We start from the raw sequence: 23897 nt of genomic DNA on the forward strand, positions 1-23897 counted from the left end.
AACCCCCACACCGGGGAAAAAAGACCCCCCGCCGGGCCGCGCGCCGCCTCCGCCGCCATCGGCCAGCCGCGAAACCCGCCAGGAAATGCAGGCTCGCCTGCTGCGCGAAGCCGAGGAAGCCCGCCTCGCTGCGCTGGAAGCGGCGAACCGTCGCGAGCAGGAAGAAAAGCTCAAGGCGATCGAGGAAGAGCGTCGCCGCGCCGAGGAAAAGGCCAAGGCTGAAGCGGCACCCGCACCTGCGCCAGAGCCGACCCCGGAACCGGAAGCTGCGCCTACTCCTGCGCCCACGCCAGTGGCGACGCCTGAAGTGGCCAAGCAGCCGGAAGCCGCGCCTGCTCCGGTCGAAGCCAAGGCTGCCGAGCCGAAGGCAGAGGAAGCCGCGCCGGTAATCCCGGCACCGCGCCGCTTTACCCCGGTTGCCTCGCCCGCGCCGATCAAGCGTCCCGAGCCTGCTGCGAAGAAGCCCGCCGCCAATCCGCGCGATCGCAAGACCGAGGACCGTCGTGGCGGCAAGCTGACCGTTACGCGCGCGCTCAACGAGGACGAAGGTGCACGCGCCCGTTCGCTCGCTGCGCTGAAGCGTGCCCGAGAAAAGGAACGCCGTGCGCACTTCGCCGGCCAGTCGCAGCCGCGGGAAAAGCAGGTTCGCGACGTGGTCGTGCCTGATGCGATCACCGTGCAGGAGCTGGCGAACCGCATGGCCGAAAAGGCTGCGGACCTCGTCAAGGCGCTGTTCAAGATGGGCATGATGGTCACCATCAACCAGACCATCGACCAGGATACCGCCGAACTGCTCGTCACCGAATTCGGCCACAACATCCAGCGCGTGAGCGACAGCGACGCCGATATCGATACGTCCTCGGACGTTGACGCCGAGGACACGCTGCAGGCGCGTCCGCCGGTGGTGACGATCATGGGTCACGTCGACCACGGCAAGACCTCGCTGCTCGACGCCTTGCGCGGCACCGACGTGGTGCGCGGCGAAGCCGGCGGCATCACGCAGCACATCGGTGCATACCAGATCAAGACCAAGGGCGGTGAGTTCATCACCTTCCTCGACACCCCGGGCCACGAGGCCTTCACTGAAATGCGCATGCGCGGCGCCAATGTCACCGACATCGTCATTCTGGTGGTTGCTGGTGACGATGGGCTCATGCCGCAGACGATCGAGGCGATCAACCACACCAAGGCGGCCGGCGTGCCGATGATTGTGGCGATCACCAAGTCGGACAAGCCCGAATTCAATCCGCAGAAGATCCGCGAGCGCCTGCTCGAGCACGAGATCATCGTCGAGGCGATGTCGGGCGACGTGCAGGACGTGGAAGTGTCGGCCAAGTCCGGCGCGGGCCTTGACGAGCTGATCGAGAAGATCCTGCTGCAGGCAGAACTGCTCGAACTGAAGGCGAACCCGGATCGCGCAGCGGAAGCCACCGTGATCGAGGCCAAGCTGGACAAGGGCAAGGGTCCGCTTGCGACCGTGCTGGTCAATCGCGGCACGCTCAAGGTCGGGGACATCCTCGTGGTCGGCACCCAGTCGGGCCGCGTCCGCGCCATGCTGGACGACAAGGGTCGTCAGGTGAAGGCGGCGGGCCCGTCGCTGCCGGTCGAAGTGCTCGGCATCGGCGGCGTGCCGATGGCCGGTGACACGCTGACCGTGGTCGAAAGCGAAGCCCGTGCCCGTGAAGTGGCGGCGTACCGCCAGGAACGCGCTACCGCCAAGCGCACCGTGCAGGCGCCTGCCAGCCTCGAAAATATGTTCTCTGCGCTGGCCGCGAAGAACACGGTCATCGAGTATCCGCTGGTTGTCCGTGCCGACGTGCAGGGTTCGGTCGAAGCAATTGTCAACGCGCTGAACAAGATCTCGACCGACGAGATCAAGGTGCGCATCCTGCAGTCCGGCGTGGGCGCCATCACCGAAGGCGACGTCAACCTGGCGCAGGCCAGCGGCGCGCCGATCGTGGGCTTCAACGTCCGTCCGAACGCCAAGGCGCGCGAGCTGATCGAGCGCAACAAGGTGCGGATGAAGTACTTCGACGTGATCTATCAGCTCACCGACGACATTCGTTCGGAAATGGCGGGCGAGTTGGGTCCGGAGGCGATCGAAACGGTCGTCGGCCGCGCCGAGGTCAAGGAAGTCTTCCCGGCGGGCAAGAAGGACAAGGCAGCCGGTCTGCTCGTGGTCGAAGGCGTCATCCGCAAGGGTCTGCATGCACGCCTCACGCGCAGCGACGTCATTGTCAGCCGCACGACCATCGCCTCGCTGCGCCGCTTCAAGGACGACGTGCCGGAAGTCCGCGCAGGCCTGGAATGCGGCGTGCTGTTGCAGGACACGAACGACATCAAGGCTGGCGACCAGCTGGAAGTCTTCGAAGTCGAGATGCGCGATCGTACGCTCTGATGATGTAAGGGGATGCTTCGTCCGCCTTCAGGGGTGGCGGGGCATCCTGCCATTCTGGCGGCAGTCTGACTAGTCAATAGTTTCGAAAGCACAAGACTAGGGTCACACAGGTCTTGTTCCAAAAACGCCTTTCCGAGGTCGCTACCGGCGACAGAACGGGAGGTGATGTTTTTGAAATTGGATACCGTAGTGATTCTGGTTCTCGGCGTGGCCACGTTGATCGTGGGGCTCGTCGGACTGGTGATCAAGCTCATCGAGCTTGGCCGCAAGTAAAACCAGTGCGGGGGTGCTGTAGCAGCGGCACCCCCAATACAGAAAGAACCCGGACGTAGCAGCGTCCGGGTTCCGGGATGGTGATTGTGAAATCAGCAACCGTAGTGATCCGCTGCTGATAGCACATTTGCTCTAAATTGCAAGAACGGCCCCCTGCCATGACCCGCTATGTCGCCCTGTTCGGATCCATCAACGTCGGCGGTAATCGCGTGACGATGGCGGATCTGCGCTGGGCGTTCGAGCGGGAAGGGCTGACCGGGCTGGAGACCGTGGTCGCCAGTGGCAACCTGCTGTTCGACTATGACGATCGTCCGCTGGATGGCCTTGAAGACCTGTTCGCGCACGTCATGCTGGAGCGGTTCGACATCAAGAGCTTTGTCGCGGTGCGCGATCGGGCAGCAATCGCACAAGCGGTGGAGGGCAATCCCTTTACCGGCATCGGCAAGGACAATCTGGTCCACACGCTGTTCCTCGAACGTCAGCCCGACCAGGCAGCTTTCGACAAGCTGGCAGCCGACCAGGCGATGCGCGGTCTCGAGAAACTGGCAATCGGCGAGCGCAGCATCTATATCGATTTCGTAAGCAGCGTGGCCGAAAGCAAGCTGACGAGCGCCTTCATCGAGCGCCGTCTTGGTTGCCGGGGCACCGCGCGCAACGTGCGATCGATTGCACGCATCCTTTCGAAGATGAGTTAGAATTGGCCAAGTTTCAAACCTCCCCAGAAACCCGTTCCGTCCGCCTGCTGAAGGTGGGTGAGCAGGTGCGCCATATCCTGTCGGAGCTGCTGACGCGGCAGGAAGTGCATGACGACGTTCTTTCGGCGCATACCGTTTCGGTCACCGAAGTGCGCATGTCGCCTGACTTGCGCCATGCCACGGTGTTCATCAAGGCGCTGCTGGGTGAGGACGAGGAGATCGTCCTCAAGGCACTGCGCACCAATACCGCGTTCTTCCAGCGCGAAGTGGCGCAGCGGCTGCGGCTAAAGTACGCGGCGCGACTGAAGTTCCTGCCTGACGAGAGTTTTGACGAAGCAAGCCGGATCGAGCAGCTGCTGAGCGACCCGAAAGTGCGGCGCGATCTCGACGCCGAGGATTGAGCTTCAGGCCGGGACCATCTGCGCATTGATGGTGATCGTGACGGACTTCGACACGATCAGGCGATAGGCATTCATTCCGAAATCCGTGCGGTCGATCCTGGTCCGCCCCGAAAGGCGGATTGCCTCGCGCCTGGTGGCCTTGGCAGGTGGTGCGGCGAAACTCACGTTCAGCGTGGTCGGGCGGGTGACGCCCTTTGCGGTCAGTTCGCCACTGACGACCGCCGTGACCGGCCCGGTCATCGCCATCGAACGGCCGATGAAACGGACCTGCGGGTGTTGTTCGACATCGAAGAAGTCCGGCCCTTTCAGACGTTTGAGCGTGACGGAATCTCCGGCCTGTAGCGCCGTCGCATCGAGCGTCACATCGAGCTTCACGTTGTCGAGATGCGCTGGGTCCAGTTCGATCCCGCCGGTGATGGCGGGAAAACGCGCGGTCTTGCTGGCGATGCCGAAGAAGCCGACGCGGGCGTGGACTTCGCTGTGTGGGGCGTCGATGCGGTAGCGCAGCTTCTGCGGTGGGGCGTTGCCGAGCAGGACCAATGTCGCGGCGGCGCTGGCCAGTGCGCTGATGATCCGTCGAGTTTTCCTGCGCATTGGTCGGCGATCCCTCTGGCAATCCAGAACGTGGTGCTTATGGCTGTGCGCGATGGCCAAGCTCTATTTCTACTACGCCAGCATGAACGCCGGCAAATCGACCAATCTTCTGCAGGCGGACTTCAACTACCGCGAGCGAGGGATGGCCACGATGCTGTGGACTGCGGCATTGGATGACCGGGGCGGCGCCAAGGGGCAAGACTTTGCCATCGAAAGCCGCATCGGCCTTCATGCCGAGGCCCATCGTTTCGATCATGCTACCGACCTGTGGGGAGCGGTGAAAGCTGCCCATGTGGTACAGCCGCTGTCTTGCGTGCTGGTGGACGAGGCGCAGTTCCTGTCCAAGGCACAGGTCTGGCAACTGGCGCGGATTGCCGACGAGGCAGGGGTGCCGGTGCTGTGCTATGGCCTGCGCACCGATTTTCAGGGCGAGTTGTTCGAAGGGGCGGCAGCGCTGCTCGGCATTGCGGACTCGCTGGTGGAATTGAAAGCGGTCTGCCACTGCGGGCGCAAGGCGACAATGAACCTGCGCGTGGACGAAAGCGGTGCAGCGGTGCGGGCAGGGGCGCAGACGGAGATCGGCGGGAACGACCGCTATGTTGCGCTGTGTCGCAAGCACTTTTCGGAGGCGATGGGGGCATGAGCGGAGATGGACTGTACGTGAGGCTCGCCGATGGCGACTTGCGGCTCGAGCCGCTGCGCGAGGATCATCGCGAGGGCCTGCGGCGGGCTTGTGCTCAGGATGACGAGATCTGGGACGTCTATCCTTTCAGCTATCGGGGCGATGCTTTCGATCCGCAATTCGATAGCCTGCTGAACTCTGCGCCGCAGCGGCGGCCCTATGCTGTCTTTTCGGGCGAGGTGCTGGTCGGCATGACGGCGTGGATCGAACATGGCGCGCCGGGTTGGTCGATCGAGATCGGCAACAGCTATATCGTGCCGTCGGTTCGCGGCACCGGCCTCAACGGACGGCTTAAGCGGCTGATGATTGACCACGCCTTTGCTTGTGGGCTGGAGCGCGTGGCGTTCAAGGTGGATACGATGAACCTGCGCAGTCAGGCTGCGGTCAGGAAGGTTGGCGGAGTGCAGGAAGGCGTGATGCGGCACGAGCGTCGGACGTGGACGGGCCGTTTGCGCGATACCGTGCTGTTTTCGATCCTGCGTCACGACTGGATGAGCAAGACGAAATGAACCCCGAAGGTCTGGTCTGGCAGATTGCCACGATCGCAATTCCCATGATCCTGGCGATCGTGTTCCACGAGGTGGCCCATGGCTGGGTGGCGCGGGCGTTGGGCGATCCGACGGCGGCGGAGCAGAAGCGGCTGAGCCTCAATCCGCTGCGCCATGTCGATCCATTCGGGACGATCATTCTGCCCGGGCTGCTGAAGCTGAGCGGGGCGCCGGTATTCGGCTGGGCCAAGCCGGTGCCTGTGGACTTTCGCCGCTTGCGCAATCCGCGCTGGGGCATGGTGCTGGTGGCGGCTGCGGGGCCGCTCACCAATTTCGTGCTTGCCTTGATTGCCGCCATCGGGCTGGGCCTGCTGGTGCGGGCAACGGACGGCATGGCCGAGCCGGGGCTGGGGGCGCTGTTCCTTTCGGACAACCTGCGCAACTTCCTGATCGTGAATCTTTTCCTCGGCGCGTTCAATTTGCTGCCTATTCCGCCGTTCGATGGGTCGCGCATCGTGATGGGCGTGCTGCCCGCCCCACTGGCACGCGTCTATGGCAAGATTGAGCCTTACGGTTTGCTGGTGGTGTTCGCGTTCCTCGTGATCCTGCCGTACTTCTGGCCGGAGCTGCATCTGGTGCAGCGGCTGATCGGGCCACCGGTGGAATGGTTCGGACAGCACCTTGCCAGACTGGCGACGCTGGTTGCCGGGCCTGAGCCGCTCTGACCATGGTTGATGGCTGGATCATTCTCGACAAGCCGCTCGAACTCGGCTCGACGCAGGGCGTGGCGGCGGTGAAGCGCAACCTGCGGGCGGCGGGGTTCGGCAAGTGCAAGGTGGGCCATGGCGGCACGCTTGACCCGCTGGCGACCGGCGTTTTGCCCATTGCCATCGGCGAGGCTACCAAGCTGTGCGGCCGAATGCTCGATGCGAGCAAGGTCTATGCCTTCACGGTGCGTTTCGGTGAGGAATCGGACACGCTCGACCTTGAGGGCAAGATCGTGGCGACAAGCGACGTCCGGCCTTCCTGGCAACAGATCAAGGCAGTGCTGCCGCGCTTTACCGGCCCGATTTCGCAGGTTCCGCCCGCCTATTCAGCGCTGATGGTCGATGGTGAACGTGCCTATGACCTTGCGCGCAAGGGCGAGACGTTCGAGCTGAAATCGCGTGATGTGGTGATCCGCTCGCTGGTTGCCGAACCTGTTGCAGATCCGGCGCGGGTTGAAGAACTGACCCTGACTGCCCATGTATCGAAAGGAACGTACATCCGCAGTCTGGCGCGCGACATTGCCCGCGCGCTCGGCACCGTGGGGCATGTTACCATGCTGCGCCGCCTGAAGGCCGGGCCGTTCGAAATTGCCCAGGCGATTTCGCTGGACAAATTGAACGATGTGGGTAAAGGCGCGCCCCTTGAACACATACTCTTGCCGCTGGAGGCAGGGCTGGTCGACATCCCGGCTCTCTCCCTCGATCCCGAGCAGGCAAGGGCGGTCCGCCAGGGCCGCGTTCTGGCGGGATTGCCCTTCGAGGACGGGCTTTACTGGGCGAGGGCCGGATCTGTTCCGGTCGCGCTGGTGGAGCTTTCGGGCGGAAGCCTGAAGGTCCAGAGGGGCTTCAATCTGAAGGATGTCGCGGAGTAGAATACATGTCGATTACCGCAGAAAAGAAGCAGGAAGTCATTGCCGCTCACGCTCGCGCCGAAGGCGACACCGGTTCGCCGGAAGTCCAGGTCGCGATCCTGACCAGCCGCATCCAGACGCTGACCGAGCACTTCAAGTCCAACCACAAGGACAACCACTCGCGTCGCGGCTTGCTGATGATGGTCAACAAGCGTCGTTCGCTGCTCGACTACCTGAAGAAGAAGGACGTGGGTCGTTACAACGACCTGATCCAGAAGCTCGGTCTTCGCAAGTAACCAAGCGGAGCGGCCCCAAGCGGGCCGCTTTTGCTTTCTGGCGTCCTCGCAATTCGGCGAGGTGCCTCCGGGGCAAGACAAACGGCCCCACACCGGACCGGGACGGCATTCCCCGGCAGCAAACCCCGTTCGCAATAGGGCGCGCGGGCTGAAGGATGTAAAATGTTCGACGTCAAAACCGTATCGCTGGAGTGGGGCGGAAAGACCCTCACCCTCGAAACCGGCCGCATTGCCCGTCAGGCTGACGGCGCGGTCCTCGCCACTTACGGCGAAACTGTAGTCCTTTGCGCGGTCACCGCGGCAAAGTCGGTCAAGGAAGGCCAGGACTTCTTCCCGCTGACCGTCCACTACCAGGAAAAGTATTCGGCAGCTGGCCGCATTCCGGGCGGTTTCTTCAAGCGCGAGCGCGGCGCGACGGAAAAGGAAACGCTGGTTTCCCGCCTGATCGACCGTCCGGTTCGCCCGCTGTTCCCCGAAGGTTTCTACAACGAAATCAACGTCATCGCCCAGGTTCTGAGCTATGACGGCGAGACCGAACCCGATATCGTCGCGATGATTGCGGCCTCGGCTGCGCTGACCATCTCGGGCGTTCCGTTCATGGGCCCGATCGGCGCTGCGCGCGTCGGCTTCGTCGATGGCGAATACGTGCTGAACCCGAAGCAGGACGCCGCGCTGACCGATGGCCGCCTCGACCTCGTGGTCGCCGCGACCGACTCTGCCGTGATGATGGTGGAATCGGAAGCCAAGGAACTGAGCGAAGACGAAATGCTCGGTGCCGTGCTGTTCGCGCATGACGAGTGCCGCAAGGTCATCGGTGCGATCATCGAACTGGCCGAGAAGGCTGCGAAGGATCCCTGGGAAATCGACCTGTCGGACAACACCGCCGACATCAAGAAGAAGCTCAAGGACCTCGTCGGCGCGGACATCGCCGCTGCCTACAAGCTGACCAACAAGTCGGCCCGTTCCGACGCGCTGAACGCCGCCCGCGCCAAGGCCAAGGAAGCGTTCGCCGGTGAAACGCCGCAGACCCAGATGGTCGCCATCAAGACCATGAAGAAGGTCGAGGCCGACATCGTGCGCGGCGCCATCCTCAAGGACGGCACCCGCATCGACGGTCGTTCAGTCACGCAGGTCCGCCCGATCGAATCGATGGTCGGCTTCCTGCCGCGCACCCACGGTTCGGCGCTGTTCACGCGCGGTGAAACGCAGACCATCTGCACCACCACGCTGGGCACCAAGGACGCCGAGCAGATGATCGATGGCCTTGAAGGCCTGCGCTACGAAAACTTCATGCTCCACTACAATTTCCCGCCGTACTCGGTTGGCGAAGTTGGCCGTTTCGGCGCTCCGGGCCGTCGTGAAGTGGGCCATGGCAAGCTGGCATGGCGCGCACTGCACCCGGTGCTGCCGACCAAGGACGAGTTCCCCTACACCATCCGCGTCCTTTCGGACGTGACCGAGTCGAACGGCTCGTCGTCGATGGCCACCGTCTGCGGCGGCTGCCTTTCGATGATGGACGCGGGCGTGCCGATCAAGCGCCCGGTTTCGGGCATCGCCATGGGCCTCATCCTTGAAGGCAGCGAGTTCGCCGTCCTCTCGGACATCCTGGGCGACGAGGACCACCTCGGCGACATGGACTTCAAGGTGGCAGGCACGTCCGAAGGCATCACCACGATGCAGATGGACATCAAGGTCGCCGGCATCACGCGCGAAATCTTTGAGGTTGCCCTCAAGCAGGCTTCGGAAGGCCGCGCGCACATCCTGAACGAGATGACCAAGGCGCTGGGCGAAGCACGCACCGAGCTTTCGGCACACGCGCCGCGCATCGAGACGCTGCAGATCGACAAGTCGAAGATCCGCGACGTCATCGGCACCGGCGGCAAGGTGATCCGCGAGATCGTGGCCACCACCGGTGCAAAGGTCGACATCGACGACGAAGGCCTGATCAAGATCTCGTCTTCGGACCTGACCCAGATCGAAGCCGCCAAGAACTGGATCCTCGGCATCGTCGAGGAAGCCGAGGTCGGCAAGATCTACAAGGGCAAGGTCGTCAACATCGTCGACTTCGGCGCTTTCGTGAACTTCATGGGCGGCAAGGACGGCCTCGTCCACGTCTCCGAAATGAAGAACGAGCGCGTGGAAAAGCCGACCGACGTGGTGAAGGAAGGCCAGGACGTTTACGTCAAGGTCCTCGAGATCGACCAGCGCGGCAAGGTTCGCCTGTCGATGCGCGTCGTCGATCAGGAAACTGGCGCGGAGTTGGAGGACACCCGCCCCGCCCGTGAACCGCGTGAACCGCGCGGCGATCGTGGTGATCGCGGCGACCGTCGTGGCCCGCGCGGCAATGATCGTGGTGGCCGTGGTGACCGTAGCCCCAGAGGCGATCGGGGCCGTGAAGGCGGTGATCGTCCTCGCCGTGACCGTGAAGACGGTCCGGCTCCGGATCACATGCCGGCGTTCCTCAAGTCCGACGACTGAGGAACGGCCAGCAGGCCAGACAGAAAGGGGCTCCACCGCAAGGTGGGGCCTTTTTCATTTGCAAAACGGTCATCATTCGCTGGCAGACACGGAGACATGGCAAGGCCGTCACACAATATCGTGGTTTTCGAATGCAGTGCGCGGCGCGATCCACGCTGGTGGCTGATGGGAGTGCTGGGCGCCGCCTTCGTGTCGGCGTCGCTGATGGTAAACCCCAAGGATAATTGCAGCGAAGGTGGCGAGTGTGCGCCTTGGCTGGTGCCCGTTGCAGGCGCGGTCGGTGCGCTTGGCCTCGTGGGTGCGGCGGGTCAACTTGTGGCCAACACCCGGCGGGGGAGCCGACTGGATCTCGAGGCTGGTACGCTGGAGTGGTGGCAGGGGCGCACGCGCCGACGGCCGGGCAATCATGGTTTCATCGCGCTTGCCGACATTTCGCGCATCGTCGTCCGTCGGGGCGATGATAGCAGCGATCTCATCAGCCTTTACGACCAGCAGGGTGAGCGCCTGCGGCTTTTCGACAGCGAGGTAATCGGTGAAACTCCCGAAGAGTGGGCGCGCAAGCTTGTCTTGTTTGCACCCCGGATCGTGTTCGATCTGCAGGATTGAGACGCTTTAAGTTTGCTATTCCCGCGCCAACGGTCCACAGCGGGGGCATCGGTGAGATGACCATTGTAGGCATCACCGGCTGAGAGACCTGTCGCGCTCCCGCTTACGCAATGGGAGTCTGTCGTGGACCTCAACCAACAATATGGAAAGCACCAGAGGTTGGTGATGGGCGCTGTGGCCAGCGCTTGCGGGCAGGACCGCGCTAACAAGCTTGTGCTTGCGCAAGACTGCGCCAGCAACATCTCCACCTGTCGAAGATCCGAGCGCGCGCCTGCAGCGGCAGGGTGGGCGCGACCGAGCACACAGAACACGATCGCAGACGTGTTCGCAACGGAGTACCTAGCATGAGCCGAGCCATGAATACCACACTGAACGAAGCCCGCGTCCGAGCACTTTGCGAGAAATCCGGCGTCGCTATCAGCGCGCTCGAAGTCCTGCCTTCGGGTGGAACGCGGCTTGTCTGCACGCGCGAGGAGGGCGCTGACGAAATGCGGATCGTGCTGAAGACGACCATGATCGAAGGACGCGTCCCGAGATTTGCCTTCCAACGCAGCCAGAACTCGCAGTACGGCTGATCGCGAACAGGGTCAGGCCTCGAGGCGGCTAGGCCGCGTCGCGCAAGGGTGGCGGTTCCTGTCCGGCCACCAGGATACAGTTCCGACCCGACTGCTTTGCCGCATAGAGGGCTTCGTCGGCCGCCCGCAGCGCATCGCTGCGGGTCTTGTAGGCGAAGACGTCGGCGATCCCGCCGGAGAACGTGACACGGCCGAACGGCATGTCGGTGGCGCGATTGACGAGGCGTCGTTCCGCTATGCTTTCGCGCGCCTGATCCAGACGGTCCCACGCCTTCTCGGGCGGGAGGGCGCGGAACAGCACGGCGAACTCTTCGCCCCCGTGCCGCGCCACATGGCAGCGGGCGTCTGAAATCTGGCTGAGGGTCTCGGCAACCACTTTGAGTACCCGGTCGCCTGCGGCGTGGCCATGGCAGTCATTGATGCGCTTGAAGTGATCGATGTCGCAAAACGCCACGCAGAGCGGTTCGCCGGAAGCCTTGGCTGCGGCATATTCCTTTTCGAACAGGGTTTCGAACGCGCGGCGGTTGGGAAGACCCGTGAGGTGATCCTCGTCGGCTACCCGACGCGCTTCGTCGAGGCTTTTCTGGAGTTCCATTGCTCGCCGCTCGGACTCGCAGAGGTTGTGTTCGATCTCGCGCGTGCGATGCATCATTGCCTTGGCGAGCGCGGCAAGCTCTGTGATCACCGCCCCGGCACGACCGACCTGTTCGAGATCATCGACGTGTTGCTGCAACGCGGCGCCATATTCGGTCGTCGCCGACCTCGCGTGGGTCGTGGCGCTGGCGAACTCCTCGAGCGTGTCTTCCAACCGTGACATGAGGGCGGCGAGGAGTTCGGATGAGGTTTCACCTTCCTCCTCACGAACGACTTGTTCGAGCCAGACAATCGTAATCGGCTGACCCGCTTCAGTACGTTCGAGAATCATCTGGGCTAGCTTCGGCTTGGCACCGGTGACACAGTCGTAAGCGATCTCGAGCGTCCACGGCATCACCTCGAGATCGTGATCGATCAGGAAGTCCGCCACTTTCGCGAGAAGTCGGCGCTTGGCCGGTAGCCAGATTTCGCGCGCAGTCACGTCACGGATGAGGCCGATGCTGTCGAGTGTTTCCTCCCCGGACTCCGCTTCTCCGGCAAGGCCGAGCCATCTGAGCAGGCGCGACCGGGACCCGCGCGAGGAAGGATCATTTGTCATGTCTGCCAGAACGGCCAACGCCGCGTGAGATTAACCACGCGGCGCCGCAGTATTCCGGGAATACGTGTTCGTCCTGAGGTGGATCTCAGCGAACGCGAGGTCCGCCAAAAGGCATCGGCGGGGGAGGCCGACGATGGCCGCGCGGGAGCTGCGCCTGATAGGCGCGGCCGCAATGCTCCACACAGTAGGGGAAGCCCGGATTCACCTTCTCGCCGCAGAAATGGAAATCAGGCTCGCCGGGGTGGCCCATCGGCCAGCGGCAGATGCGATCGTTGAGATCGAGCAGGCTGGTCTTGTCGGCGATTTCCGGGCTTGGGCGTGCGGGCACAAGGCGACGTGGCGGCGCGGGCGGGATAGGCGCCTGCTGATCGCCGGGACCCTGACGCAAAAAGCCGCCGGGCCCAACCGAGACGATTCGCGGTTGGGGTGCAGCGGGTGCAGCATCGCTGGCAGGCTTTGCTTCGGGGGCTGGTGAGGGAGCAACGCGAGGTGCCGGCGCCGGAGCTGGCGGTGCCGCCGCCACGACCGGGCGCGGCGCGGCGACCTTGGGTTCTGGAGCCGGGGTGGCCGGCTTGGCAACCTTGGGCGCTGCCGGAGAAGCCGACACATCCGTCTTGTCGTTGGCCTTTACCGGGGAAGGGCGCGCCTTGAGCCCAAGGCGGTGTGCCTTGCCGATCACCGCATTGCGGCTGACGCCACCGAGTTCATCGGCGATCTGGCTGGCGGTTGACCCGCCCTCCCACATCTTGGTCAGCTTTTCGATCCGCTCTTCGGTCCAGCTCATGCCTTCACGTTTCCTTCCGTGCCGGAATGGTCCGGCCGTTAAAATCTGCCCGGTCGGCAAGTTCCGACACGTGCTTGCCATCGGCGTGCCAGCGCGATACCGCGATGGCCATGGCCAATCAACCGCTACCCCGTGAAGGGGCGACAACCCGCAACGCCGGAACCTTTGCCCCGCCCGGACAACCGGTGTTCCGCGGCTTCAACAGGCTGGGGCTGTGGACTCTCTATATGAAGGAGGTCCGCCGTTTCTTCAAGGTCCAGACCCAGACGATCTGGGCTCCAGCGGTCACCACGCTGCTTTATCTGATGATATTCACGCTCGCGCTTGGCGGCGGTGCCAATGGTGGGCGCATGGTTCTTGGCGTGAACTTTGCCAGCTTCGTCGCGCCGGGCCTGATCGCGATGGGCATGATCAACAATGCCTTTGCCAATTCCAGTTTCAGTCTTCTTGGCGGAAAGATCCAGGGGACCATTGTTGATTACCTGATGCCGCCAATCTCCACCGGCGAACTGATGACGGCATTGGTGGGCGCGGCAGTCACGCGCGCGGTTCTGGTCGGTCTTGCCGTGGCAGGGGCAATGCTGCTTTGGCCGGGAGTGTCGCTGAAGATCGCCCATCCCTGGGCAGTCGTCTGGTTTGGCCTGATGGGTTCGATCCTGCTTGCCATCGTCGGTGTGCTGACGTCGATCTGGGCCGAGAAGTTCGATCACAACGCAGCCGTCACCAACTTCGTCATCACGCCCCTCTCGATGCTGTCGGGCACGTTCTACGTGATCGACAATCTTGCTCCGGCGTTTCAGGCAGTGAGTCGACTGAACCCGATCTTCTACGTGATCTCGGGCTTCCGCTTCGGCTTTCTCGGGCAAAGCGACATCGGCGACACGAACATGGCCGTGCTGCACGGCGCAATCGGCCTTGGTGTCGTGAATGTCGCTCTGGGTGCGTTGCTGTATTGGCTGCTCAAGTCCGGCTGGAAGCTCAAGAACTGACGAGCACAATTCGGGCCACAAGGGAGAGCCGGGTCTCCCTTGGGCGTCAGTGCGACAGGCAGCGCCTCAGCCGATAGCGGCCATTGCGGAAACCCTCGAACATCTCGTCCAGCGAAGGGTGGTCAACCGGCCCGGCCTCTGCATCAGACTGGAGGTTTTGCTGGCTGACATAGGCGACATAGCTGTTCTCGTCGTTCTCGGCGAGAAGGTGATAGAACGGCTGGTCACGCGGGGGACGGATGTCCTCGGGGATAGATTGGTACCATTCCTCGCTGTTGGCGAAGACCGGGTCGATATCGAACACGACGCCGCGGAAGCCGAACATGCGATGGCGAACAACGTCGCCAATCGAGAAGCGCGCCGATGAGACGGGGGGGGCCGAAATATCGCGTCCAGCTTGTGGCGAAAAGAAACTCGCACGATCCATGCCCAAGGATATAGGGTTTCGCCGCGGTGCAAACAAGCCGCTTGCCAACAAAGGTTCATCCCAAAGGCCGCCTGTGGAAAAAGCTTTCCGCTTTCTACTTGGCAAGCCGGTTTGCATGCGCTAACGGCGCGCTTCCTCGACCGGGAACGCCCCTTGCGGCACCCTGATTGGCACCATGGAGAGGTGGCAGAGTGGTCGAATGCGCCGCACTCGAAATGCGGTGTACGGGCAACCGTACCGTGGGTTCGAATCCCACCCTCTCCGCCAGCCACCTGTCTACAGGCTTCCATAAATGCTCAGAAAACCTTGATTTTCTGCGCTTTTTAAGCTATAAAGTTCCCTGTTTGTTCTCATGCTTCCGTATGCCTCCAAAGAAAAGTGGGGGCATTTTGGGGGCAGCGAAAATCAGAATTGGGGGCATCCATGCTCAACGATATGGCAGTTCGCAACGCGAAACCCAAAGACCGTGATTACAAGCTTGCGGATTCGGAAGGGCTCTACCTTTTTGTATCGAAATCTGGCCACAAAAGTTGGCGTTTGAAATATCGTTTTGCAGGCAAAGAGCGGCGATTGGTTTTTGGCCCTTATCCGGAGGTCACTTTAGCCCAAGCGCGAGATCGCAAAGCTGACGCTAGAAAGCTTCTGAGAGAAGGGAGAGACCCTGGTCTGGAAGCGAAGAAGGAAATTCTTCGAAATGCAGCAGCAGCGGCGAACACTTTTGAGGCGATGGCGCGAACGTGGTTTGGGTTGCAGGAGAAGCGCTGGACAGCAGTACATGCCAAGGATGTCATCACCAGCCTTGAAAAGGAGGTGTTCCCGTGGCTCGGCAATGTCCCCGTCACGCAGATCGACGAACCGCTTGTACTCGCAGTACTCCGAAAAATTGAGAAGCGTGGCGCAATCGAGACTGCACATCGTGTAAGGCAGCGCATGTCCGCTGTTTTCGTTCACTCGATTGCGGAGGGAGCCTCCAATCGCGACCCGGCCGCGATTGTTGCCAAAGCGTTGAAACCAGTGCCACGATCGCGGAAGCGGCCGGCCTTTTTAACTCTCGCCGAGCTTCATGATATGATCCGGAAGACGGAAGTGGAGCCTGCCTCGCCACTCACGAAGCTAGCATCGCGCTTTCTTGCCCTCACAGCGCAAAGACCTGGCATGATCCGCAGCATGCCTTGGTCCGAACTGGAAGGCATTGACTGGTCCGATGCAGAGACAATTCACCCGGACGCAATTTGGCGCGTCCCGGCAGCACGGATGAAGCTGGTTACCGAATTAAAGGGGGACATGGCATATGATCATATCGTTCCTCTCGGAAAAGCAGCGGTAGAGGTCCTTCAGGCAGCTCATTCTATTTCGGGTGACGGACCACTGGTTTTTCCGACCAACCGGAATGCGCGTAAACCCATGAGTGAAAACACCCTCAGCTACTTCTACAATCGCTGCGGGTACCAAGGCCGCCACGTGCCGCACGGATGGCGCGCGTCCTTCTCGACCATTATGAACGAATGGGCAGAGAGGAACGGTACGCCTGCCGATCGACATATCATCGATCTCATGCTTGCCCATGTGCCGGACGGTGTGTCCGGTTCCGAAAGTGTTTATAACCGAGCCGGGTATCTGAACAGGCGACGAGAGATTGCCGAGGCATGGTCAGAAATGCTCATTAAGGATTTTTGTCATCCTTCGAAGCTGCTCGCATATCCATCTCGGTGACAAATGTGCGACCTAGATGGCGTTTTCTGCGGGTTGTTTAAATTGCCGTTCTGAGCGCGTAAGCCTGCGATTCAGCAAACTTTTTCCTGCGGACCGATCCAATCGACGCGCAAGCGATCTAGACCGAAGATCTGACCTTCGACGATTACCCTGAGATTTGCGGCGAAGTCCTGTTCGTGCTCATGATCGAGGACCCAGACGGCTTCATCGTCCGTCTTCAACAGCCAACCACGACGACTCTCTAGCAAAATTCCTGATGCTCGAAGCCGTCGTGTCACTATACTCTCCTGGCGCGCGAGTGGGTGCTTGCGCACTACGTCCATGCCAACCAAACCCCCGTGTCCACGTGTAAATACCGAACGCTCTGTGGGCATCTATCCGGCTTAGGCGTGAAATGTAAGACGCAGGAATCAGATGGAAAGTCGCAAGCTGATCTGACCTAAGTTTCGGTGAGAGAAATTGCGCCAAGACCGCCGAGTCAAAGTGGCGTCACGCTATCGGCCCTCCATAAACTAGCGATTGCTGTTGCGGCAACGTCAACAACATCGTCCGCGCTCTTCCGTCACCAACCCTGCCGAACGAGTTTGTAGCCGGTTTTGTCCAACGGCAACACCGCTGGAGGCGCAACGCTACCGTATCCAATGTCATCCCATTAAAGCTTTGTCGTTGCATTTGAAACCGCAACGTCATAGTTTTCAATTGCGTAGTGAAATTGTGCTGCGTCGAGGCCTGAGAACCTTGCTCTGGTATCTTTGCTGTTTCTGTCGCTGCGTGCGGCCGGATCGCCCTTGTCCATGTCCAAGTCCTTCGGGGCCAAAGGCAAAGGCGCATGTCTCCAGACGTGTTCTCAGGATCCGGCCAACCGCCGGAATGCCTCGCGGGCTGGGGCTTGGCGATTGACGAAAATTCTTGCAGCACAGGCAGGTCATGACAGCCATGGCCAGAACACCGCAGAAGCGCTGCCACCTGACTTGGCGGCTATCGAGGCCGAGTTCCGCCGCTCCCGCCTCTCGCTACTGCGCAAGCTTGCTCACAAGACCGGGATGACCCTGGCGGAGGATCTCGTCCAGCAAGTGTTCGTGCGCCTGATGACGAGCCGCCAGCGTCAGATCGAGAACCTTACCGGCTATGTGCGGGTTGCGGCAGACAACGCGCGCAAGGACCTGATCAGGCAGGAGTTGCGCCAGCACCAATGCAGCCACGAGCCGTTCGAGGACATTCATCCGGGATGCGATCTGCAGGCACAACTTGAAGCGCGCGATCGCCTTGCACGGCTTGAGCAGGCACTCGCCCGTCTCAAGCCGCTCACGCGAAACATCTTCCTTGCCCGTCGGCTCGATGGTTATAGCTATGCCGAGATCGCAGAACAGACGGGGTTGAGCGTGCGGGGCGTGGAGAAACAGATGAGCCGGGCGCTCAGGGCCCTGGCGCGGCATCTCGCCGAGGATTGACCACTCGTGACGAGACAGCCCATTCCCGGGAAGATCCGCGATGAAGCGGCAGAGTGGCTGGCGCGCAACGAGAACGCCGGTCAATCGCGTGCGCCGGGCTTCGAGGCGTGGCTTGCGAGCGACCTGCGACATCGTCTCGCGTATGCAGAAGTGGAGCGCGCGTGGCGCGATAGCCTTGCCCTGGATCAGAGGCCCCTTGGCCAGCAGCGCAAGCTGACCCGTGCACCGTTGCACCTGCAACGCAGCACACAGCTTGCCGCAGTCGGCGCATGCCTGTTGCTTGGCATGGGATTGCTGACATTGCGGTTTTCAGGGGACCATCCGCTAATCGGCGTTGGAACCACCGTCGAGGCCAGGACATACACCACGGCCGCAGGTGAAACGCGGACATGGCAGCTTGTCGATGGAAGCTTCCTGACACTCAACGGGACAAGCAAGGCACGAACCGACATCACTTCAACTAGCCGCCAGATTGCGATTATTGCCGGTCGCGTTCGCATCCGTGTGGCCCGGCGCGGCACGGATGCCATGCAGATCTTGGGAGCAGGCACCAAGATCGACAGTGCACCAGGCACTGTGGATATTGCGCTCGCCGCAAATGGTCTGCGCGTCGAAGTCGTAGATGGCCAAGTGCAGGTGCAGAACGCCGATGGCGCTCGGCACACCCTCGGTCGCGGGGCTCACATGATCGAAGCGGGGCCATCCGGGGCCGAGCATCGCTCCGAGCAAAACTCTTCTGCACAACCGCCAATGACGACCGGTGACCGCATATCCCTGGGAGAGGCGGTCAGCCTGCTCAACGCGCGCAATGCTGTTCAACTTCGCCTCGCAAGTCCTGCGCTGGCCAACAGGACTCTGGCAGGTGCGATCCGCCTCGACGATCCAGAAGGCTTTGCGAGGATTCTCGAGGCCTTGGGCGGAATCACGGTGACGCAGCGCCCCGGCATGCTGGTGATCGACACGGCCTGAAGCTTCCTGCCCCCTCGCGGACCGTGTGAATGATCCGCGTGCCGTCCGACCCGCAGCTCCTCTGGATGCAAGAGACCTCATTCGCTTTCCGGACAGAGGAAAGGAGGCGGTGGATCGGTGCGCGCTGACGGCTCGGCATGATCTCCACAATCACGGGGTGAACGGCTGACCGGCTGCGGGCCGTCCGCGACCATGCCTACCGAAAAGAAATCTGGCGGGTGTTCTCGCGCGACGTCGTCCCAACCGATGCGCGTCCCCTGAGATGGACGCGAGGGAGGCAAACATGACGTTCAAAACAACAACACATGCCATCGTGATCGCAATGCTGGCCGCACCTTTGGTGGCGGCAGCACCTGCGAGCGCGCAGGAGGCCGATACCCTTGCGCTGGACCTGCCGGCGCAGGCCATGGCACGGTCGCTGCACGATCTTGCCGCCAAGGCCGGTGCGACAATCGTCGCAGACGACAAGTTGGTGGCGGGTCGCACCGCTCCTGCAGTGCAGGGGACCTACACTCTCGCAGGTGCGCTGGGCAAAATCCTCGAAGGCTCGGGACTTCAGGGGATCGCGACGAGCCAAGGCTACGCAATCCGCTCTGCAGGATCGTCAACGCCAATGCGTGGCGCATCCGCAGACAGCGCGACTGACGATATCGTGGTAACCGGCACGCGCATTCGCGGTTCGGCGCCAGCGGGCGCTGCCGTCATCGCGATCGACCGAAAGGCGATCGAGGAAAGCGGCAGGGCCACAGTGCAGGACCTGGTATCGGTCCTTCCGCAGAACTTCGGTGGGGGCCCCAATGAAGGCACGCTCGGCTTTACCCAGCGGAACAATGCCAATGCCAATATCGGTTCGGGTGCCAGCATCAACCTGCGCGGCCTTGGCACGACATCGACCCTGACGCTCGTCGATGGCAATCGCCTGGCGCTGGGAGCCGCGAGTTCGATCGTCGACATTTCACTGATCCCGGCCAGTGCCATCGAACGCATCGAAGTCCTCGCAGATGGTGCGTCAGCCATCTACGGCTCCGATGCTGTTGCAGGCGTGGTCAACGTACGCTTGCGGCGCGGCTACGAAGGGGCCGAGACATCGTTTCGGGTCGGCATGGCTGACGGCTTCAGCGAGGTCCAGGCAAGTCAGCTGGCAGGTCTGCGCTGGAACAGCGGCAGCCTGATGGCGGCTTACGAGTTCTACCGGCGCGACCGCCTCGCGGCCCAGGACCGTGATTACGCAACAGAGGACCTTACCCGCTTCGGTGGACCTGACTATCGCCAGGCCTTCGCCAATCCCGGCACGATCACTGCAGCCAACGGCGCAATCTTCGGAATACCGGCCAGACAGGATGGCAGGGCGCTTGCACCAAGCGATCTGCTTGCCGGAGTGCGCAATCTTGGCGACGGTCGGCGCCTGACCGACATCCTGCCACGCACACGCCGCCACGCAGGGCTTATCGCGCTTGAACAGGACCTGTCGTCGTGGCTGACGATGCGGCTTCAGGGTTTTGCTGCCGACCGTCGCTCTGACCAGCGTTACATCGTCTTCGGATCGCAAGTTACCGTGCCCGTGAGCAACCCGTTCTATGTCGATCCGATCGGAACGGGTCAGCCCATCCGCGTCGGTTATGATTTCCGGGACGACCTCGGGGCCACCGTCAATCGTTCGCATGTCACCAACTGGACGGTCGCGGGCGTACTGGAAGCCCGCTTCGGGGCATGGCGGGCTGAGGCTTACGGCAATCGCGGCATCCAGCATGAAGAGCTGCTACGGGACAATCTCGTCAATCGCGCCCGGCTTGCGCAGGCTCTCGCTGATCCTGATCCGGCCAAGGCTTTCAATGTATTCGGTGATGGCTCTCACACCAGTGCGGCCACGATCGACTATGTGCGCGGATCATCGCTAACCAGTGCTCGGTCGCGCCAGACGACCGCTGGTCTCAAGTTCGACGGGCCGCTCCTGACGCTTCCAGGGGGAGCGCTGACACTGGCATTCGGGGGAGAGTATCGCGAGGAGGGCTACGGCTCGCGCAGCCTTGCGGATGAAACGACGCTCGTTCCTGTCGCGAGTGGCGACAATGGATATCCGCTTGCGCGTAACGTGCTTGCGGGATTTGCCGAACTTCGTGCACCGCTGGTTGGCCCCGAGCAGGGCATTGCGGGCGTGTATCGGCTCGACCTGTCGGTCGCAGGACGAATTGAGCACTACTCGGATTTCGGGACGACGACCAACCCCAAGGTTGGACTGACGTGGGAACCCGTGCAAGGCCTTGCGCTGCGAGGGTCATATGGCACCTCGTTTCGTGCACCCGGCTTCTTTGACGTGCGCCAGGGCCCGGGGCTCAGCCAGGTCGTGCCGATACCCGTTACAGACCCCGGTTCGCCCTCGGGCAGTAGCAATGTCATTGCCTTGTTCGGCAATGACCCGGGGATCGGACCGGAACGCGCGCGGACCTGGACGGCAGGTTTTGACTTCAAACCGCCTGCGATCCCTGGGCTTTCGATGAGCGCGACATGGTTCGACATTTTCTACAAGGATCGCATCTTCAATCCCGCGGTCGATGCTTTCACGTTCCTGGCCCAGCGGTCGCGTTACGAGCCGCTGATCACGGCCAATCCGTCGCCAGCGCAAGTGGCAAGCTTCTATGCGAGCCCCGATTTCAGTAATCCTTTCGGCATTGCTGCAGGCTCGATCCGCTACGTGATTGACGCGCGCAACGCCAACCTGGCACGCAACCATCTCGACGGGATCGATTTTGATCTCAATTATCGTCACGAGACAGCGCGAGGTGCGCTTTCGCTTGGTGCATCGGGGAGCTGGCTGTTCCACCTGACGCAGCAGTTGACGTCCGCTGCTCCGCGCACGCAGGCCCTGGGGACGATTGGCAACCCGGTGCGCTATCGTTTGCGCGGGCGCGCCGGGTTCGAACAGGACGGTTTCGGGGCCACAGCCTTCGTCAATCACATGGCAGGCTATCGAAACACGGCGGTGGCACCGGTCGAGCCGGTTGCAAGCTGGACGACAGTCGATCTTACGCTTTCCAAACGGTTCGGAGAGGAAGCCGGGGCCTTGGCGGGCACGCGCTTTGCCTTGAGCATCACGAACCTGTTCGATCGCGACCCGCCTTACGTAAACAATCGCACCCCGTTCAGCGCAGCCGGCTTCGATCCCGAGCAGGCAAGCGCGGTCGGACGACTTGTCGCAGTGCAGGTGACCAAGTCATGGTGAAGCGATGGCATCCAGCCCCGCTGTCGCTTGCCCTGGCCGCCCTGGTCCCGTTCGCAGCGCAGGCTGCGGACGGGGCCGGGATCCGGCCCGCCATAGAAATCACGCGGATCGACAGCCCGTCCATCTCGCCGGATGGCACGCTTGCCCTCTGGCGCGAGTACCGCGCCTCGGTCGACCGCAACGACTATGACGTCGCATGGCTTGTGGCGCCGTCTGACGGTTCAGCGCCTGCCAGACGCATCGCTGCTGCTGGGGAAATCGAATGGCTCAACGGCTTTCCCCTGACTTCAGGCGCGCAGTGGACGCGCGATGGCAGAACCGTGCTGTTTCGCAAGATCGCAGGCGGGCAAGTCCAGGTCTGGAGGGCAGCGACCGATGGTTCAGGCGCTGCGCAAGTTACCAGCGAGGCTGGCAATGTCAGGGACATGATCCCGCTTGCAGGCGGCAAGGCATGGTTGCTTGGGTTTGGCCCGAAGCGCGCCGCGATCGAAGCTGCCGAGCAGGCCGAGTACGATAGCGGAACGCGGATCGATGCGTCGGTCGACCCGCAAAGGCCACTGTATCGTGGCGATCGCATCGATGGCCGCTGGGCCAGCGGACGTCTCCAGGGTGCCTGGTTCGAGCAAGGCGGCGTCATCGCCGCGGGCAAGCCCAGGCTCAAGGTGCTTGGGCAAAACCTCGCGACAATCCGCGATGCAACAGCCGAAGAAGCTCGCAATTACGCCTCCCGCCCGCGCTCGCTCGAACGATTGCAGGACTGGTACGTCGCCCTGCGCCAGCCCTCGGGCGATGCCAGAGGCATTGCGGTTGTCCTGTCCAAAGGCCTGTCGTGGCGTTTGGCCGTGATCAATGCCGAGGGGCAGGAACTGGCGCGCTGCGAAGCCGTGCAATGCAAAGCCGCCCGGGCGCGCTCAGTCGTCTGGGCTGGCACGGACAATGCCCTGATTTTCGAAAGCCGCAACGGCGACGGTGGCAGCACTCTGGCAAGATGGGACCCGGCCAGTGGGCAGGTCGAGGAGGTGTTCCAGAGTTCGGGCGAACGCAATGGCGGAGACAACGGCAAGGCCTGCGCAGCTTCGACCCGGAGGCTCATCTGCGTCGCGTCCTCGGCCAACGAGCCTCCACGCGTGGTGGCGATTGATCTGGCATCACGCCATGAGCAGGTCCTCAGGGCCCCTAACGCGCCGCTTGAGAACCCCGCTATCCGCTTCGACAGGCAGGTCTGGCAAGACGGCTCAGGGCGAACGTTCTCGGGATATCTGGCTTTACCGCCGGGCCAGAACGGGCCGGTGCCGCTATTCATTACCTACTATTCCTGCGAGGGGTATCTGCGCGGTGGGACGGGGGACGAGTATCCCTTGCGCGATCTCGCGGCATCGGGAATCGGGGCCTTGTGCATCAATCGTCAACCCGGCGTGGCGGGCGGCGGAGACAACGTCGAAGCCTACAGGGTGGCTGCCAGCGGGATTGCGGCGATCATCGCAGAGCTGTCCGGGCAGGGCAAGATCGATTCCTCGCGCGTCGGCATGGGCGGGGTAAGCTTCGGCGGCGAAGTCACGGCCTGGCTCGCCATGCACAGCAGGTTGTTGAAGGCCGCAGCGGTAGCCAACGTCATGGTGACGCCAACCTACTACTGGTTCAATGCCGTCGCGGGGCGCGACGTGCCCGCCATGCTCAAATCAGCCTGGGACCTGGGTAATCCCGACACGGATCATGCCGGGTGGAGGCGCGTATCCCCTTCCTTCAATGCCGACCGCATCTCGGTGCCCTTGCTGATGCAATTGCCCGAGCAGGAGTATCGCGCCAATGTCGAGCTACTTGCGCGGCTGCAGCGCGCCCGGAAACCTGTCGAACTCTGGGCTTTTCCCTGTGAAATGCACCTAAAGTGGCAACCGCGTCACCAACTGGCGGCCAACGTGCGCAACTTCGACTGGTTCAGGTTCTGGCTGTTGGGTGACGCAGGCGGCAAGCCCGCTGATCCGGCATCCTGGCAACGCTGGCGGGATATGACGCCCTGAGCGCTCGTCGGTCCGCCGTCGCCATGGCAG

23 protein-coding genes and 1 tRNA gene are annotated in these 23897 nt (G+C 62.3%); 18 read left to right on the top strand and 6 right to left on the bottom strand.

Annotated features, from left to right (window positions below; genetic code table 11):
• The 3 genes from infB to rbfA form a co-directional block, all read left to right on the top strand.
• Positions 1-2398, top strand: a 2398-nt coding sequence (gene infB / locus NJ75_RS20350; RefSeq protein WP_052242707.1) for a translation initiation factor IF-2, incomplete at its 5' end; no start/stop codon positions are given.
• A 431-nt stretch (positions 2399-2829) separates the two neighbouring features.
• Positions 2830-3366: a DUF1697 domain-containing protein gene (locus NJ75_RS20355; RefSeq protein ID WP_039337759.1), complete on the top strand. Its 537-nt coding sequence runs from the start codon at positions 2830-2832 to the stop codon at positions 3364-3366.
• A 2-nt stretch (positions 3367-3368) separates the two neighbouring features.
• Positions 3369-3767: a 30S ribosome-binding factor RbfA gene (gene rbfA / locus NJ75_RS20360; protein ID WP_039337760.1), complete on the top strand. Its 399-nt coding sequence runs from the start codon at positions 3369-3371 to the stop codon at positions 3765-3767.
• Positions 3768-3770: 3 nt separating this feature from the next.
• On the opposite strand, the gene NJ75_RS20365 is transcribed toward rbfA, so the two are convergent.
• Positions 3771-4361, bottom strand: coding sequence for a YceI family protein (locus NJ75_RS20365; RefSeq protein WP_052242699.1), 591 nt, complete (start codon positions 4359-4361; stop codon positions 3771-3773).
• Positions 4362-4413: 52 nt separating this feature from the next.
• Between NJ75_RS20365 and NJ75_RS20370 the strand changes: the two genes are divergently transcribed.
• From NJ75_RS20370 to NJ75_RS20410, 8 genes are all read left to right on the top strand, one after another.
• Entirely contained in the window at positions 4414-5004 is a 591-nt protein-coding gene (locus tag NJ75_RS20370) for a thymidine kinase (protein WP_039337761.1), read from the top strand.
• Complete coding sequence (locus NJ75_RS20375; protein WP_039337762.1) at positions 5001-5552, top strand: GNAT family N-acetyltransferase; 552 nt, start codon at positions 5001-5003, stop codon at positions 5550-5552. The genes NJ75_RS20370 and NJ75_RS20375 overlap by 4 nt, the downstream gene beginning before the upstream one ends.
• Positions 5549-6256, top strand: a complete 708-nt coding sequence (locus tag NJ75_RS20380; protein WP_039337763.1) for a site-2 protease family protein — start codon at positions 5549-5551, stop codon at positions 6254-6256. Before NJ75_RS20375 ends, NJ75_RS20380 begins: the two co-directional genes overlap by 4 nt.
• Before the next feature lie 2 nt (positions 6257-6258).
• Entirely contained in the window at positions 6259-7170 is a 912-nt protein-coding gene (gene truB, locus NJ75_RS20385) for a tRNA pseudouridine(55) synthase TruB (RefSeq protein ID WP_039337764.1), read from the top strand.
• 5 nt (positions 7171-7175) lie between these two features.
• Positions 7176-7445: a 30S ribosomal protein S15 gene (gene rpsO, locus NJ75_RS20390; RefSeq protein WP_039337765.1), complete on the top strand. Its 270-nt coding sequence runs from the start codon at positions 7176-7178 to the stop codon at positions 7443-7445.
• Positions 7446-7607: 162 nt separating this feature from the next.
• A complete protein-coding gene (gene pnp / locus NJ75_RS20395) occupies positions 7608-9923 on the top strand; it encodes a polyribonucleotide nucleotidyltransferase (RefSeq protein WP_039337766.1) in 2316 nt (771 codons plus the stop codon).
• A gap of 96 nt (positions 9924-10019) precedes the next feature.
• A complete protein-coding gene (locus NJ75_RS20400) occupies positions 10020-10529 on the top strand; it encodes a hypothetical protein (protein WP_039337767.1) in 510 nt (169 codons plus the stop codon).
• 356 nt (positions 10530-10885) lie between these two features.
• The gene (locus tag NJ75_RS20410; protein WP_322788221.1) at positions 10886-11104 is read left to right on the top strand and encodes a hypothetical protein; all 219 of its coding nucleotides are present in this window, start codon (positions 10886-10888) and stop codon (positions 11102-11104) included.
• Between the two features lie 28 nt (positions 11105-11132).
• Here the strand turns inward: NJ75_RS20410 and NJ75_RS20415 are convergent, their stop codons facing one another.
• Positions 11133-12296, bottom strand: a complete 1164-nt coding sequence (locus NJ75_RS20415; RefSeq protein ID WP_231735576.1) for a GGDEF domain-containing protein — start codon at positions 12294-12296, stop codon at positions 11133-11135.
• 85 nt (positions 12297-12381) lie between these two features.
• Positions 12382-13080 (bottom strand): GcrA family cell cycle regulator, encoded by a 699-nt coding sequence (locus tag NJ75_RS20420; RefSeq protein ID WP_039337771.1) that lies wholly within the window; start codon positions 13078-13080, stop codon positions 12382-12384.
• Between the two features lie 110 nt (positions 13081-13190).
• On the opposite strand from NJ75_RS20420, the gene NJ75_RS20425 reads away from it, so the two are divergent.
• Complete coding sequence (locus NJ75_RS20425) at positions 13191-14069, top strand: ABC transporter permease (protein WP_039337772.1); 879 nt, start codon at positions 13191-13193, stop codon at positions 14067-14069.
• Between the two features lie 46 nt (positions 14070-14115).
• Here the strand turns inward: NJ75_RS20425 and hspQ are convergent, their stop codons facing one another.
• Positions 14116-14496 carry a heat shock protein HspQ gene (hspQ, locus tag NJ75_RS20430; protein WP_039337773.1) on the bottom strand — a complete coding sequence of 127 codons (381 nt, stop codon included), beginning with the start codon at positions 14494-14496 and terminating at the stop codon, positions 14116-14118.
• Between the two features lie 177 nt (positions 14497-14673).
• On the opposite strand from hspQ, the gene NJ75_RS20435 reads away from it, so the two are divergent.
• Positions 14674-14763 (top strand) — tRNA-Ser (locus NJ75_RS20435).
• Positions 14764-14919: 156 nt separating this feature from the next.
• Positions 14920-16209 carry a tyrosine-type recombinase/integrase gene (locus NJ75_RS20440; RefSeq protein WP_052242700.1) on the top strand — a complete coding sequence of 430 codons (1290 nt, stop codon included), beginning with the start codon at positions 14920-14922 and terminating at the stop codon, positions 16207-16209.
• Positions 16210-16280: 71 nt separating this feature from the next.
• Here the strand turns inward: NJ75_RS20440 and NJ75_RS25345 are convergent, their stop codons facing one another.
• Positions 16281-16583, bottom strand: coding sequence for a DUF5818 domain-containing protein (locus NJ75_RS25345; RefSeq protein ID WP_330217064.1), 303 nt, complete (start codon positions 16581-16583; stop codon positions 16281-16283).
• Between the two features lie 278 nt (positions 16584-16861).
• Entirely contained in the window at positions 16862-17005 is a 144-nt protein-coding gene (locus tag NJ75_RS24525; protein WP_156135899.1) for a hypothetical protein, read from the bottom strand.
• A 100-nt stretch (positions 17006-17105) separates the two neighbouring features.
• On the opposite strand from NJ75_RS24525, the gene NJ75_RS20445 reads away from it, so the two are divergent.
• From NJ75_RS20445 to NJ75_RS20460, 4 genes are all read left to right on the top strand, one after another.
• Complete coding sequence (locus tag NJ75_RS20445; protein WP_052242701.1) at positions 17106-17660, top strand: RNA polymerase sigma factor; 555 nt, start codon at positions 17106-17108, stop codon at positions 17658-17660.
• 6 nt (positions 17661-17666) lie between these two features.
• A complete protein-coding gene (locus tag NJ75_RS20450; protein WP_039337774.1) occupies positions 17667-18629 on the top strand; it encodes a FecR family protein in 963 nt (320 codons plus the stop codon).
• Positions 18630-18912: 283 nt separating this feature from the next.
• Positions 18913-21849 (top strand): TonB-dependent receptor, encoded by a 2937-nt coding sequence (locus tag NJ75_RS20455; RefSeq protein ID WP_039337775.1) that lies wholly within the window; start codon positions 18913-18915, stop codon positions 21847-21849.
• Positions 21846-23867, top strand: coding sequence for an Atxe2 family lasso peptide isopeptidase (locus NJ75_RS20460; protein WP_211257962.1), 2022 nt, complete (start codon positions 21846-21848; stop codon positions 23865-23867). The genes NJ75_RS20455 and NJ75_RS20460 overlap by 4 nt, the downstream gene beginning before the upstream one ends.
• Positions 23868-23897: the final 30 nt, after the last annotated feature.

Origin of the sequence: Novosphingobium subterraneum (genome assembly GCF_000807925.1) — a bacterium.
In the GTDB taxonomy this organism is placed as follows: Bacteria; Pseudomonadota; Alphaproteobacteria; order Sphingomonadales; family Sphingomonadaceae; genus Novosphingobium; species Novosphingobium subterraneum.

What these genes read in the sequence shown, in the direction of transcription:
- NJ75_RS20355 (WP_039337759.1), top strand. Translation starts at nt 2,830, where the DNA reads ATGACCCGCTATGTCGCCCTGTTCGGATCCATCAACGTCGGCGGTAAT.
- NJ75_RS20365 (WP_052242699.1), bottom strand. Translation starts at nt 4,361, where the DNA reads ATGCGCAGGAAAACTCGACGGATCATCAGCGCACTGGCCAGCGCCGCC.
- NJ75_RS20370 (WP_039337761.1), top strand. Translation starts at nt 4,414, where the DNA reads ATGGCCAAGCTCTATTTCTACTACGCCAGCATGAACGCCGGCAAATCG.
- NJ75_RS20375 (WP_039337762.1), top strand. Translation starts at nt 5,001, where the DNA reads ATGAGCGGAGATGGACTGTACGTGAGGCTCGCCGATGGCGACTTGCGG.
- NJ75_RS20380 (WP_039337763.1), top strand. Translation starts at nt 5,549, where the DNA reads ATGAACCCCGAAGGTCTGGTCTGGCAGATTGCCACGATCGCAATTCCC.
- truB (WP_039337764.1), top strand. Translation starts at nt 6,259, where the DNA reads ATGGTTGATGGCTGGATCATTCTCGACAAGCCGCTCGAACTCGGCTCG.
- rpsO (WP_039337765.1), top strand. Translation starts at nt 7,176, where the DNA reads ATGTCGATTACCGCAGAAAAGAAGCAGGAAGTCATTGCCGCTCACGCT.
- pnp (WP_039337766.1), top strand. Translation starts at nt 7,608, where the DNA reads ATGTTCGACGTCAAAACCGTATCGCTGGAGTGGGGCGGAAAGACCCTC.
- NJ75_RS20400 (WP_039337767.1), top strand. Translation starts at nt 10,020, where the DNA reads ATGGCAAGGCCGTCACACAATATCGTGGTTTTCGAATGCAGTGCGCGG.
- NJ75_RS20410 (WP_322788221.1), top strand. Translation starts at nt 10,886, where the DNA reads ATGAATACCACACTGAACGAAGCCCGCGTCCGAGCACTTTGCGAGAAA.
- NJ75_RS20415 (WP_231735576.1), bottom strand. Translation starts at nt 12,296, where the DNA reads ATGACAAATGATCCTTCCTCGCGCGGGTCCCGGTCGCGCCTGCTCAGA.
- NJ75_RS20420 (WP_039337771.1), bottom strand. Translation starts at nt 13,080, where the DNA reads ATGAGCTGGACCGAAGAGCGGATCGAAAAGCTGACCAAGATGTGGGAG.
- NJ75_RS20425 (WP_039337772.1), top strand. Translation starts at nt 13,191, where the DNA reads ATGGCCAATCAACCGCTACCCCGTGAAGGGGCGACAACCCGCAACGCC.
- hspQ (WP_039337773.1), bottom strand. Translation starts at nt 14,496, where the DNA reads ATGGATCGTGCGAGTTTCTTTTCGCCACAAGCTGGACGCGATATTTCG.
- NJ75_RS20440 (WP_052242700.1), top strand. Translation starts at nt 14,920, where the DNA reads ATGCTCAACGATATGGCAGTTCGCAACGCGAAACCCAAAGACCGTGAT.
- NJ75_RS25345 (WP_330217064.1), bottom strand. Translation starts at nt 16,583, where the DNA reads ATGCCCACAGAGCGTTCGGTATTTACACGTGGACACGGGGGTTTGGTT.
- NJ75_RS24525 (WP_156135899.1), bottom strand. Translation starts at nt 17,005, where the DNA reads ATGGACAAGGGCGATCCGGCCGCACGCAGCGACAGAAACAGCAAAGAT.
- NJ75_RS20455 (WP_039337775.1), top strand. Translation starts at nt 18,913, where the DNA reads ATGACGTTCAAAACAACAACACATGCCATCGTGATCGCAATGCTGGCC.